The sequence below is a fragment of the Agathobaculum sp. Marseille-P7918 genome (assembly GCF_964248325.1).
Taxonomy (GTDB): Bacteria; Bacillota; Clostridia; order Oscillospirales; family Butyricicoccaceae; genus Agathobaculum.
This window is the reverse complement of record NZ_CAXTXI010000006.1, coordinates 162,660-175,462: the sequence shown is the minus strand read 5'-3', so window position 1 is coordinate 175,462 and position 12,803 is coordinate 162,660. Positions and strand designations below refer to the sequence as shown.

At 51.8% G+C, this 12,803-nt stretch carries 10 protein-coding genes and 1 pseudogene; 2 read left to right on the top strand and 9 right to left on the bottom strand.

Annotated elements, in window-relative coordinates; all coding sequences use genetic code 11:
• Nucleotides 1–108: 108 nt before the first annotated feature.
• The 4 genes and pseudogenes from ACESSO_RS10290 to ACESSO_RS10275 form a co-directional block, all read right to left on the bottom strand.
• Complete coding sequence (locus ACESSO_RS10290) at nt 109–2,331, bottom strand: alpha-galactosidase (RefSeq protein ID WP_373165093.1); 2,223 nt, start codon at nt 2,329–2,331, stop codon at nt 109–111.
• Between the two features lie 120 nt (nt 2,332–2,451).
• Nucleotides 2,452–2,946, bottom strand: a pseudogene (locus ACESSO_RS10285) (galactose-1-phosphate uridylyltransferase); the annotation flags it as partial.
• 160 nt (nt 2,947–3,106) lie between these two features.
• Nucleotides 3,107–4,096 carry a UDP-glucose 4-epimerase GalE gene (galE, locus tag ACESSO_RS10280; RefSeq protein ID WP_373165091.1) on the bottom strand — a complete coding sequence of 330 codons (990 nt, stop codon included), beginning with the start codon at nt 4,094–4,096 and terminating at the stop codon, nt 3,107–3,109.
• A 487-nt stretch (nt 4,097–4,583) separates the two neighbouring features.
• Nucleotides 4,584–5,606, bottom strand: a complete 1,023-nt coding sequence (locus ACESSO_RS10275; protein ID WP_373165090.1) for a LacI family DNA-binding transcriptional regulator — start codon at nt 5,604–5,606, stop codon at nt 4,584–4,586.
• A 228-nt stretch (nt 5,607–5,834) separates the two neighbouring features.
• Here ACESSO_RS10275 and ACESSO_RS10270 point away from each other — a divergent pair, with 228 nt between their 5' ends.
• Nucleotides 5,835–6,014 (top strand): transposase, encoded by a 180-nt coding sequence (locus ACESSO_RS10270; RefSeq protein WP_373165102.1) that lies wholly within the window; start codon nt 5,835–5,837, stop codon nt 6,012–6,014.
• Between the two features lie 78 nt (nt 6,015–6,092).
• On the opposite strand, the gene ACESSO_RS10265 is transcribed toward ACESSO_RS10270, so the two are convergent.
• From ACESSO_RS10265 to ACESSO_RS10245, 5 genes are all read right to left on the bottom strand, one after another.
• Entirely contained in the window at nt 6,093–6,425 is a 333-nt protein-coding gene (locus tag ACESSO_RS10265) for a P-II family nitrogen regulator (RefSeq protein WP_373165089.1), read from the bottom strand.
• A 15-nt stretch (nt 6,426–6,440) separates the two neighbouring features.
• The gene (locus ACESSO_RS10260) at nt 6,441–7,562 is read right to left on the bottom strand and encodes an iron-containing alcohol dehydrogenase family protein (RefSeq protein WP_373165088.1); all 1,122 of its coding nucleotides are present in this window, start codon (nt 7,560–7,562) and stop codon (nt 6,441–6,443) included.
• A 14-nt stretch (nt 7,563–7,576) separates the two neighbouring features.
• Entirely contained in the window at nt 7,577–8,911 is a 1,335-nt protein-coding gene (locus ACESSO_RS10255; RefSeq protein WP_373165087.1) for an aminotransferase class III-fold pyridoxal phosphate-dependent enzyme, read from the bottom strand.
• 165 nt (nt 8,912–9,076) lie between these two features.
• The gene (locus ACESSO_RS10250; protein WP_373165085.1) at nt 9,077–10,243 is read right to left on the bottom strand and encodes a PucR family transcriptional regulator; all 1,167 of its coding nucleotides are present in this window, start codon (nt 10,241–10,243) and stop codon (nt 9,077–9,079) included.
• An 11-nt stretch (nt 10,244–10,254) separates the two neighbouring features.
• Entirely contained in the window at nt 10,255–10,962 is a 708-nt protein-coding gene (locus ACESSO_RS10245; protein WP_373165083.1) for a TSUP family transporter, read from the bottom strand.
• A gap of 258 nt (nt 10,963–11,220) precedes the next feature.
• Here ACESSO_RS10245 and ACESSO_RS10240 point away from each other — a divergent pair, with 258 nt between their 5' ends.
• Nucleotides 11,221–12,801, top strand: a complete 1,581-nt coding sequence (locus tag ACESSO_RS10240; RefSeq protein WP_373165082.1) for an APC family permease — start codon at nt 11,221–11,223, stop codon at nt 12,799–12,801.
• Nucleotides 12,802–12,803: the final 2 nt, after the last annotated feature.

Below are 12,803 nucleotides of genomic sequence, written 5' to 3'. Positions count from 1 at the left end.
ACAACTTTCCCATGAGGCCTCTGGGTTGGCTTTCTCCTTTTGAGTTCTCTGTCCAATATGTTTGACAAACCTACACAGGAGAAAACCGTAATTACCATACAACAGTACTTACTCCGCCTTGAGTACAAAGATACGGGAGTCAAAGTCGCAGCTTTTTCGGTCGTCCGACTGACACTCACCGGCGGAACCATCCGTCGTAATCAGACCGACGCACATCAGTTCGTCACCAAAGTGTGCCTCCTTGCCATCAACCATATAATTCATGGCAGGATCCAGCCCCTTAAGCTGCACGCGTCGATATGGTCCGTTGACTTCATTTAAAATTTTGTAATATCCAACAAGTGCCGTACGTTTATCTTCGCTGACGACCATCCAACTCATAATGTTGCTGCCGTCAAATGGGGATGTCAAGCGGTAGAATGTACCAAACTGAAGCACTTTGCGATATTCCTTCATGAATGCGATCTGCTCACGAACAAGCACGCGTTCTTCTGCAGTCAGTTTGTTCAGGTCAAGTTCATATCCAAAAGTACCGAAGAACGCAACATTCGCGCGCGTTGAGATTGGTGTGGTACGAAACAGCTGATGATTGGGGCAAGCTGATACATGTGCACCGATTGCACTGAGCGGATAGCAGTAGGTGGTTCCATACTGGATTCGCATGCGTTCGACTGCGTCTGAATCATCCGAGCACCAGCCTTGCGGCGCATAGTACAAAATGCCGGGATCGAATCGTCCGCCCCCTGATGCACAGGACTCAAACAGGATATGCGGGAAAGCAGTAAGCAACCGATCATACAGGTCATATACACCAAGGATATACCGGTGGAATACCTCGCCTTGCCTGTCGGCGGGCAGCGCGGCGGAATAACATTCCGTGATGCAGCGGTTCATATCCCACTTGACATAGGAGATTTTGGCCCCGGAGAATAGCGTGTACAATTGGTCAAAAATGCAGTCCACGACTTCTTTTCGACTGAAATCCAATACATACTGGTTGCGGCCATGCGAAGCCGGACGACCGGGCACATGGATGCTCCAATCCGGATGCGCGCGGTACAGATCGGAATCCTTATTGACCATTTCCGGCTCAATCCAGATGCCGAACCGCATTCCCAGCGCTTCAATGCGTTCAGAAAGCCCGGACAGCCCCTGCGGCAGGCGCGTGGGATTGGGCGTCCAGTCTCCCAAGCCGGCAGTATCGTTCGAACGCGCACCGAACCAGCCGTCATCCAAAACAAACAGCTCAACACCGTCCTCGTGTGCCGTCTGCGCGATGCTGACCAGCTTATCTTCATCAAAATCAAAGTAAGTGGCTTCCCAGTTGTTAATCAGGATGGGACGCAGCCGATCGCGCCAAACACCGCGTGCCAAACGACTGCGGTACAGACGGTGATAGGTTTGGCTGAGCGCATTCAAGCCGTCAGCACTGTACGCCAGCACAGCCTCGGGTGTTTGGAATCTTTCGCCGGTTTCCAGTTTCCAGTCAAAACCGAAGGGATGGATGCCCATGAGCACGCGGGTGACGCTCCATGCATCCACCTCGGCCTGTGCCAAAAAGTTGCCCGAATAGACCAGCGAAAAGCCAATTGCCTCGCCCATATCCTCGGTTGTGTGCGTTCGCTTGAGGATGAGGAAAGGATTGTGATTATGTGAAGAACAACCACGCACCGAACCGATCGCCTGAATCCCCTGCTCCAGACGGCGGTCTTTGCGCTGACGTTCACGGGACCATGCACCGGAGAATTGAATCCAGTCGTAATCACAGTCCGGCAGATCCAGACACAGGCTCATCGCGCGCGTCAGATGCAGCGGCTTGCTACCGGTATTGAAAATGCGTGCTGAACGCGCAATGGCATCATGCTCTGCAAAAATGGTGTACAGCAGTTCCACCTGCACCTCTGCAATTTCATCACGCAGCAGGATGGACAGCGTTTCCGCTTCGTCATCCGCTTCGCAATAGGTAGCAGGCAGACCGGGCAAGCCAGGTTTGCCCGAGGATACAGTATGCGACTGATACTGCAGCTCCAACACACGGCTTCCGTCAGGCGCAACCATTTCAACTGCCGGCTCTGAAAAATCACCTGTTCCATAAGTAGGATATTCCCGTTTGATGTGATCCATCGAAAACCGCTTATCCCCCTCGTAAACATAGGCGGTCATCGGCCGATGATTGCATTCCAACAGGTGTGCAAAGGATTCCCGATCGCGGATCGCCTTACCAAAGTAAAGCTGTCCGAGATTTCCGTTGCGAAGAATCTGAAAGATATAGCTCAGCCGACCGTTGGTTAAATGAAAAGTCTGGCTGGAGCTGTGGTAGATAATACTCATATTATTCCCTTTCTTCTGGAATGAATCAGACGCTATAGTGTCAATCCGCGATATTCCGGCCTGCATGTAATTCATTGACCTGACGGGGCAATCCATCCCGCTGCCGGCTTTTTCCGAGATTTACTTCACATGCTCAATAAATCGCAGGAAGGCTGCTTTTCCTTCTACCGTGCGTTTGTAAACACCTGCATGCTCGAGAACCGCTGCAAATGCCAGACCAACTTCTTTGCGGATGATCTCCATGACATTGTCTTCGGTGAACGTGTAGCGAGCTGCGAGTGCCGTCGCCCAATCGGCATGTGGCGCCGTCAGCGAATCAGCATACAGATCACTGCCGCGCACCAGTGCTTCTCCCAAAGCGGCCAGTTCGGTCTTAAGTCGCGCGGGCAGTACAGCCAGACCCATGACTTCGATAAGGCCAATATTTTCCTTTTTGATATGATGCAGTTCTGCGTGTGGATGATACAACCCGAGCGGGTGCTCCGGCGTGGTCAGGTTGTTGCGCAGCACCAAATCAAGCTCATCATCGGTTCCGCGGCGACGGGCGATAGGGGTGATGGTATTGTGCGGAACACCGTCCGTTTCCGCAAAGATCACCGCGGCTTCATCGGTGTGTGAACCGAGTCGAAACAGGCATATTGCATGCAGCAGCGATAGCCTTTGGAGCCTTTTCAGGCTTGGACAGATTGATTATGATCTTCCGAGGTGAGCAAGCCCTTCTGCTCAGCATAGCGGACCAGACTTGCAACAGCGGTATCAATCATATCGTACCTCCTCAATCGCCATATCCGTGCGGATGCGACTTGTGCCAGTTCCATGCAGTCTGTATGATAGTATGCAGATCGTCGTACTGCGGCTTCCATCCGAGCACGGACTTAGCCTTTTCGCTGGAGGCAATCAGCTGTGCGGGGTCGCCTGCACGGCGCGCCTCGATTTTGGCCGGGATGGGATGACCGGTCACCCGGCGTGCCTCCTCGATCACTTCCTTGACCGAAAAGCCCACACCATTGCCCAAATTAAACACGTTGTTGTCGTTGCCTGCCAGCAGATAATCCAGCGCAAGGATGTGCGCCTGCGCAAGGTCGCACACGTGGATATAGTCGCGAATGCAGGTTCCATCCGGAGTCGGATAGTCATCGCCAAAGATTGAGATTGCATCACGGCGACCATTCGGAACTTGCAGAATGAGAGGCAGAAGATGTGTTTCCGGATCATGTGCTTCGCCAATAGAAGCATCCGGCTGTGCGCCGCAGGCATTAAAATAACGCAGCGCAACATAATGCAGTCCATGTGCGACCGATACCCACTTCATCATTTTTTCCATGGCCAGCTTAGTTTCGCCGTAGCAGTTGGTTGGTTCCGTGCGATCGGTCTCCAAGATTGGCACTCGCTCGGGTTCGCCGTAAGTCGCAGCAGTTGAGGAGAACACAATATTAAGTACATTGTGCGCAACCATGCTGTCCAGCAGGGTCTTTGTACCGCACAAGTTGTTATCATAATACTTCAGCGGCTGTTTCATACTCTCGCCTACCTGCGAATTTGCTGCAAAATGGATGACGCCCTCGATTTGCTCAACCATAAACAGTTGATCGAGAAATGCGCGGTCGCGGATATCACCTTTATAGAACCGAGCTCCGGCCGGAACCGCCGCGCGAAAACCGGTTTCCAGATTGTCGGCAACCACAACATCACGACCAGCTTCCACCAGTGCACGCGCAGTATGTGAACCAATATAGCCCGCACCGCCAAGAACGAGAATTGACATAACAATTACCTCCTTGCATAATTTTGTAGCAGTAATTAAAACCATTTTCCAATGGCTGTGCTGAAAGCGAAGGATGTGGTCAGTGTGATTTCCATCAGGCCCGGTGCAGCTGGGGCCGGAGAACAATCCTAACCGATCATCTCCGCTAAAGGTCTGTTCATAAAATTTCACTAAATTGAACTGTCTTGTTCGCTGCATCATAATGTCGGCGCTCTCTTCACATACCCTCGCAAGCGAGCATCCCATTTTCCATCTATCAAATTTCGATATGATTCTATTTAATCCATCAAATTACTCCTCTTTTATGTTGGTTACAGATTTTCTTTACCGCTCACAGTATATCATATTTCACTAAAATTTCAACAATTTTTACTGTAAATTTCCAACAAAATTTAACTTTCTTTTTTAGTAAATATAGAAAAGAAACAGGGTGCTGAATAGTAAAAATCCAGCACCCTTTGAGTATTCATTTCATTGTATTGGCTGGTTAAAAAGCAGCCGAACTCACACTGGCGCGTTCAGTCAGCGTCGGCGGCACAACGATCTTAAGCGGAATATGTTCATCGGTACTGCGTGCACGCTGCACCAGCAATCCGACTGCTACGCGGCCCATGGACTCAACATGCGTGCTAATACTGGTCAACGGGGGATCGGTCAACTCCGAAAGCGGTGTATCATTAAAGCTGATCACCGACATATCTTGCGGTACACGCAGATTGGCTACATGCAGTGCGCGGATTGCTCCAAAAGCAGCCTCTTCATTGGCCGCCAACAATGCGGTCGGCCGAGTGCCGTTCGTCCGGATGCGCTCCTGCACAGCTCGATAGGCATCTGGAGCGGTCATTTCTGCCTCAAGTAACAGCGCAGGATCGTAAAGGTTGTGTTTTTTCATATAATCGATAAAACACTGCCGCCGTACCTCAGGCGCAGGCCGCTTGCGTTCATCTAACTTACGAGACGGGCCCAGAAATCCAATTGCGTGATGCCCACGGTGAATCAACATATCCAGTGCCTGCTCAACGCCCAGTTTAAAATTGATCACCACAGAATCAAACCGCAATTCATCCGGCGCAGAATCCAAAAAAACGAGATTATGATGTAGGCTGCTCAAGGAAGCGATTTGGCGCTCGGAAAAAATGCCGATCGCCAAAATGCCATCGATGCTTTCGCGCCCCGCGAGATGATATCCATCATCCTGCTCGAGCAGCGAGACCGTTGTACATCCCAAATCCATGCAGTGCTGCACAGCATGGTTTTTTAAATACAGATAGTAGGGATCCTCCAGCTGTTCAACAGGAGACAGCATTTCCGCAATTGCAAAGCACAGCTTGCCATGCGGTTCGCGTCGCTGCTTGGGAGATGGCTTTTTATAGTGCAGCGTACCCGCTGCTTCCAGAATCGCAGAACGTGTTGCATCGCTGACACTCATTGTGGGGTCATTGTTCAGCACGCGGGAAATGGTTGTGATGGAAAACCCTGTATACTCTGATAATTCCTTTAAAGTCGCCATAAAACAGCCCTCATTTTACCCTGCTTTTTAGTAAATTCAATAGAAATTATTATACAGACATTTTTATCTCTTTTCAAGTAGATGCTAAAAAGCAGTGCAATAGCTGATACATCTGACCACGGCAGTCCCTATATCAGCCGAAAATACAACGACAGCGCACGCGCGATGATACTGGATGGCACACATTGCTACTTTGATTCTTTTTCACAACACTCAAAAAACTGATTTATCAGATCCATTGCACATCCATACCGCAGTCAGCTGTTCTTCCATCGAGTCGATTGCTGCTACAGCCGGTCTCTTTCACAGAGCAGTTATCCCGTCTTATCGGCGGATGCCCTGTATGAAAAAATACGCATGGACAACAGAATCGTGAGTGTGGTCGTTTGGGTTGTCTGTTGTATATAGATGAAAATATGGGCTGAGAAATTGTTTTCTCAGCCCATATTTTCATCATCGTCATCAAGCTCCGCTTTGTGAACTTGCTTATAAACTATCATCCTTTTTGTGTGCACTGATTGTGTAAGATTCTTCCACCGGCACAATAAAGATTTTACCGTCACCGGAATTTCCGTTCGCGCCGGAACGGGCGTAATCCATAATGATCTGTACGACCTGATCTTTTTCCACATCCTCAACGACAATCATCAGCAGATTTTTGGACATCTCCTCGTAGATCATGTCGCCGACCTGAATGCCTTTCTGTCGACCGCGACCGGATACCCCCCAACGTGTCGAAGCGTAGTAGCCGTTTTCCGCAAGCCCCTTGGTCACATCAAAAATTTTCTCCGGACGAACCGTCGCTACGATCATTTTCATCCATGTACCTCCTGTTCATCGCATGGAGCGATAAAGCTCATACAGCATTTCATCGGTAATCTCTACCGGATTGTTATACAGATTCGGATGACGACTGATATGCACCAGCTCATCAATCTGTTCATCACTTAACTGCAGATCGGACAGGTCGTTGCGCAACCCCAACTGCGTCTTGAGCGTATGAATCCAATCTGCAAGCGCATCAGCATCCACAAAGCCCAGCGCCTCGCAAAGCTTTTGAATACGTCCATCCGTTTCGTTCGCGGCATTGATACGCAAAAACCAATCAAGCGTTAATCCGCACGCTTCACCATGCGGAATATGATACAGATTGGTCAGCGGAAACGAACAAGCATGGGATGCAGTCGTCTTGGGCAGTGTAAACGCCAGTCCGGCAATCACCGAGGCTTCACACATTTTCTCCCGCGCTTCCAAATTATCCGGATCACGATACGCAATCGGCAGATATTGTAACACGAGCTTAGCCGCATGCAGCGCGCAGGCATCACATATCGGCTGATGTCCCCGGCTCCAATATCCTTCAAGCGCATGACTGAGTACATCAATCCCCGTGCCTGCGGTCACACGGGGCGGCATGGAACAGGTCAGTGCCGGGTCGATCAGCGCAATGCGCGGATAAAATGCATCCGACACGATCGGGGATTTTTTACCGTTGGCGTGATCGGTTAAAACAGACACGCAGGTGACTTCGCTGCCGGTGCCTGCTGTGGTTGGCAGCGCGATCAGCGGAAGATGCCGGAGCGGCACCGCTTCTCCTGTGCCATGATACCGGCGAATACTATCCCCGGTCAGGCAGAGCATGGACGCCGCCTTTGCACAGTCCATTGCGCTGCCGCCGCCGAGTGCGACCACGAAGTCATATTCCCCTGTACGCAAGATCTCTGCGCATGCATCCACCTCGGTGACATCTGGATTGGGAGAAAGCTCACTGAACACATCCGTAAGGCATCCATTGCTCTGCGCGACCAGCGTATCCGCCAGCCCGCTTTGCGCAAAAAACGGATCACTGACCAGCAAACCCTTTTTGCATCCCAGCGTTTTTGCCGCGGCGCCGATCTCACTGCTGCGCCCCATGCCGAACAGAATCTCTACGGGCTGTACATAATTCCAGTTCATCGCTCAACACCCTTTCAGCAATAGGTTTCGTCTACCCAGGTCAGCACTTCGTCCAGAATGGGCAGATATTCTTCCAGTTCCGCCTTGGTAATGATCAGCGGCGGACATACATTGACGTTGTTCTCACGTCCGAATGTGGAAAAACCGCGTTTTTTCAGCTCCGCCATGATCGCCGGCATAACTGGGCCATGTTCTCCATATTCCTGCATAGGGACTCGATTCTCCTTGTCCTTTACGATTTCCAGCGCGGCGAACAGACCGATGCATCGTGCTTCACCGACACACTTGTGCTTTTCCACCATCTTCTCGAGGAACGGTTTGAGCACCTGCTCCATCTCCATCACATGTGTACAGATATCGTGATCCAGATAATACTGCACCGACGCCACGCCCGCAGCACACGCCAGCGTATGGCCGGAATAGGTCAGGCCGCACTGCAGCACATGCTCTTCAAAGAAAGCAGCAATTTCCTTGCTGACAATACAGGCGCCCAGCGGCACGTAACCGCAGGTGATGCCCTTGGCGCAGGTGATAATATCCGGCTGAATATCAAAATTCTGCCATGCGAACATTTTGCCGGTGCGGGCAAAGCCTGCCATGACTTCATCACAGATCAGCAGAATGCCGTATTTGCGGCACAGCGCCTGCACCCCTTCCATATAGCCCTCCGGCGGCAGGATGACGCCGTTGGCGCCAACGATACTTTCCATGATGATGGCCGCCACATGCTCAGGGCCTTCATAACGCAGCTGCAAATCAAGCGCGTCGATAGCCTTTTTCGTGCAGATGGCATCATCCTTCCCGCGTGTGTAGCCATCCTGATACATATGCGGGTTCATAAACTTGACAAAGCCATTGGCGCCACCAATTTCTGCTGCAAAACGCCGCCAATCCCCTGATGCGTTGGATGCACCCAGCGTCGCGCCATGATACGAACGATAGCAGGAGAAAATTTTGGTGCGTCCCGTAAACATACGCGCCATTTTGATGGCATTTTCATTGGATTCCGCACCGCCGTTGGTAAAAAACACACGCTGGTAATGGTCTGCGCCAGCTACTTCAACCAGCAGTTTCGCCAACCGGCTTTTCGGTTCAGTCGCATATGCCGGCGCCATAAAGCACATTTTATCTGCCTGCTCCTTGATCGCCTTGACGATCTCCGGCAGCTGATGCCCCAGATTGGCATTGACCATTAACGAAGACATATCTGCATACTTTTTTCCATCGCAGTCATAAAAATAGATGCCCTCCGCGTGATCGATCGGCAGTGCCGGTGCGCCCGATTTCGACCAAGACTGCATGACATAAGTCTGATGCATTTCCTGAATTTCTTTTCCCGTGAGTGCCATTGACAATTCCATCCTTTCTGACAAGCAACAAAAAGGCGCCTCCCGTGCTTCCCGATCAGGAAGCTACGTTCGACGCCCTTGTCTCTTTTCTGGTTTCAGTATAGCACATACGAAAACAGCCGCAACTGTCTGTGCGCCTGAAAAAAATTGTGCTGCGGCACAACATTACCGCAAATGTCCCACATCCAGTTCCAGCAACCGATGCAGTTTGAGCGCTGCCAACAACTCGCTGCAGGTTTCATAATCGGTCAGGCTGCGGCCAAGCAGTTCGGCAATACGCCGAATTTTATAGTTGATCGTGTTACGGTGGACATACAGCTCCTCTGCCGTTTCTTTCACGCTCCCGTTGTGCCTCAGGTATACGCACAGCACCTCCAGCAGATTGCCCGCGTGCATCTGATCATATTGCAGCAGCGGCCCAAGCTGATCGTTGACATAGCCGCGCACCGTTTCCCGATCCTCGATGCAGGCCAGCAGACGGTACAGCCCCAACTCGCTGTAAAACAGTTTATCGGTCTGCCCGAGATCCAATACGCATTTGGCCTGCTGAAAGCTCTTGGCAATACAGTATATATTGCGCGAAGGTTCGCCAATGCCGATGCAATAAGCGCCCTTCTGCAGTTGCGTGCAGGTTTGCTGCAAGTAATCGCAGCAGCCGCGCAGTACGGTCGGCGTATAGTCCTTCCCCTCAAAAAGGAGCAGAATGTATGTCTCGATACAGGTCAGTAAACAGCTCCATCCCTTCTGTGCGACCACACTTTCCATTTGGTGCAGCAGTACACGCCGCTCCACCTCGCCGCACGGCTGCTTCTCCCCAAACAGTACGACCGTATACGGCACACCGACATGCAGCCCGTAGTTTTCCAAATGCGGCACATACAACTCTTTCTGTGCCGGAAACAGAATAGCATTCTGCATAGCGGAAGAAAGTTCAAGCCGACGTTTGTCATCCAATGTGATCTGTAGGCAGAACTGCCGGATGATCTCCGCCATATGGATCTCCCACGGCACGGAAAAGAGTGGAACCTGTCGTTCGTTGCATATCTGCACGATCTCATCCTCGATCGTTTGAATATATGGACCAAGGTTTAGCACAATGGCACTGACTCCGCGCATAACCACATTGCGCACCAATACGGTCAGATCGCTTGCGACGCGCAAGCCGACACCGGTCGTAAATACGATCTCCTCGCCCTCCAGAAAGGAAGAGATTTGTGCGCTCTCCACCATATGCACCCAGCGCACCGTGCGGCTAAGTCCGTCCTCCCCTGCCACCAGCGTCATTTTGGCGTCGGGCACCTGCTCCCATAATTGCTTGACGTTGACTGCCATGCCGTCCCTCCTCAGAAAAAACACAAAATACCGGAAATGAGCAGCAGCACATAGGTCAGGCGCAAAAACACCGTCTGACTGATCCGCTCATGCAGCCGGTTGCCCAGCACCAAACCGATCAAAGCTGGGATACATGCGGCAAGTGTCAAACCGGAAAGCTGCAAATCAATCTGGCCAGCCCACAGCTGCTGCACCAGCATCATACTGTTCAGCCCAACCCAGACTGCGGCCACCGTAGCGCGAAACGCATGCTTGTCCTTGATTTTCGCCGCCGAATAAACCACCAGCAGCGCGCCGCCTGATACAAACATACCATGAATCAAGCCGGCTGCAATCAGCAAAACAAAGGCGCGAACACCTACGACCGGATTCTGCTGCGTCTGCCACAGATGCCGCACCGCAATTACCACAATCAATCCACCATAAAGGTATAGCAGCAGTTGCGTCTGCACAATAGAAAACAGCCAAACGCCCAGCGCCATGCTCGGCACCATCACGGCATAAATCCGACCCAGCGTATTCCATTGTACCATGCTTTTGTTGCGCAGCACAATAATCAGGCAAGTCAGCAACGCCAAAAAATTCAAGACCACCCTGGCGTTTTCCACTCCGATCAGCAGCGCGGACGGCGGCATCGCCAGCAATGTACCTGCAAAGCCGGTAATCGCCTGAATCGCATTGGTAAACAGCACAACCAGAAAAAACAACGCTGTTTGCATCAAAATTCCCCTTTTCGTTATCCTATTCGGGAGTGCAGCATCACCGCGCTCCCGAAACAATTTGCATTTATTATACGCTTCGCTCACAGGCCATGGATATTATGCTGCAGCACACAAAAAAGTGTGCTGAGACTACTTGCGCACCGCCTGATTTTGCGATACACTGAATGTAAAGTTGATTCGCAACGCACGACAAAGAGGTCGGCAGGAAATTCCTGCCGACCTCTTTGTCGTTGCTGACCGAAAAGGAGGATCTGCATGAATACATCGGAAAAGAGACAGGAACTTTCCAAAAGCCTTGGTCCGGGCGCGATCTGGGCAGTCGCTGTGGGGTCGATCATCGGCTGGGGCTGCTTTATTCAAGGCGCCAGTTGGACCGAGCGGGCGGGCGGACCGCTGCCGCTGTTTTTGGGCTTTGCCGCAGGCGCACTGCTGATGATCGTCATTGGATACAGCTATGCGTATATGATTGCCAAGTTCCCTGTCGCGGGAGGCGAATTTGCCTATGCATATCAGGGCTTCGGCCGCACCGCCTCCTATATCTGCGGTTGGATGCTCTCACTGGGCTATCTATCCATTGTGGCACTGAACGCGACCGCATTGCCCGTTTTGTTCAGTTACCTGTTCCCCGGCGTGTTCAGCCGCGGCTATCTTTATACCATTGCAGGCTATGACGTCTATGCCGGCGAGGTTGCCATTGCAGTGTTTTTCATCGTGCTGTTTGGCATTATGAACTATCGTGGCGTTAAGTCGGTAGGAAAGGCGCAGCTTGCCATGGTGCTGATCATGTGCGGCGCGGTCGCTCTGTCGGTCGCAGGCACAATCGTCACCGGCAGCTTCCAGCCAGCCAACCTGCAGCCGTTGTCTGGTGCAAATGGTGTGTCCCTGTCTGAGGGCTTTGTTTCGATTCTGGCACTGGCACCCTTTCTCTATGTCGGCTTTGACTGCATTCCGCAGGCGGCAGAAGAATACAATTTCCCGCCCAATAAATGCAAATTTTTGATTTGCAGCGCCCTGATTGTCGGCGGTCTGATCTACGGCGCAATGGCGCTTGTCACCGACGTTATCATTCCGTGGACCGAACTGAGCGGTTTGACCAGCGCAACGGGTGATTTGGTCAAGTGGCATACCGGCGCGGTTCTCGAAATGGCGATGGGCCGCATCGGCGTATGCTTTGTAGCCATCGCGGTCTGCATGGGCATCTTCACCGGCATGAACGGCTTTTTCATGACCTCAAGCCGTCTGTTTTTCGGCATGGCACGCGCCCGCATGCTGCCGCGTGCCTTTGAAAAAATCCACCCCAAATTCGATACGCCGCATTTTTGTGTCGTATTTACTATGATTGTGTGTATGATCTGCCCCTTTTTCGGCCGTGAAGTCATCAGCTGGGTCGTGGATATGTGCTCAGTCGGAACCGCGTTTGGCTATTTCTTCACCTGCGCCGGCGCGCTGATGATGCTGCGCCGCACCAAGGATTACACCACGCTGCATCCTGCCGTAGCCACGGCCGGCAGCGCCATCTCGCTGGGCATTCTGTTGCTGCTGATTGTACCGGGATCTCCTGCATTTATGTCGATACAGAGCTGGATCGCACTCGTATGCTGGGTATTGATGGGTACCGGATTCTATCTTGTCTCCCGTAAGTCATTTCAGGAAATCAACAAAGTCGAAATGGATTATCTGGTGCTGGGCGAATATTCGATCAAGGATGTGCATGAGCAGGACGATCTGCTGCCTGAGCGCGTCGTGCTGGCAGCGCAGTCGCTGCGCGTGCGCGAGATCATTCCCCCGCATCCGGTTCAGGGCCATTTAGTCATCCCCACACCTGCATCACACTGAGT

Excerpts from the sequence above, each read along its gene's own strand:
- ACESSO_RS10290 (WP_373165093.1), bottom strand. The coding sequence starts at position 2,331 with ATGAGTATTATCTACCACAGCTCCAGCCAGACTTTTCATTTAACCAAC.
- galE (WP_373165091.1), bottom strand. The coding sequence starts at position 4,096 with ATGTCAATTCTCGTTCTTGGCGGTGCGGGCTATATTGGTTCACATACT.
- ACESSO_RS10275 (WP_373165090.1), bottom strand. The coding sequence starts at position 5,606 with ATGGCGACTTTAAAGGAATTATCAGAGTATACAGGGTTTTCCATCACA.
- ACESSO_RS10265 (WP_373165089.1), bottom strand. The coding sequence starts at position 6,425 with ATGAAAATGATCGTAGCGACGGTTCGTCCGGAGAAAATTTTTGATGTG.
- ACESSO_RS10260 (WP_373165088.1), bottom strand. The coding sequence starts at position 7,562 with ATGAACTGGAATTATGTACAGCCCGTAGAGATTCTGTTCGGCATGGGG.
- ACESSO_RS10255 (WP_373165087.1), bottom strand. The coding sequence starts at position 8,911 with ATGGCACTCACGGGAAAAGAAATTCAGGAAATGCATCAGACTTATGTC.
- ACESSO_RS10250 (WP_373165085.1), bottom strand. The coding sequence starts at position 10,243 with ATGGCAGTCAACGTCAAGCAATTATGGGAGCAGGTGCCCGACGCCAAA.
- ACESSO_RS10245 (WP_373165083.1), bottom strand. The coding sequence starts at position 10,962 with ATGCAAACAGCGTTGTTTTTTCTGGTTGTGCTGTTTACCAATGCGATT.
- ACESSO_RS10240 (WP_373165082.1), top strand. The coding sequence starts at position 11,221 with ATGAATACATCGGAAAAGAGACAGGAACTTTCCAAAAGCCTTGGTCCG.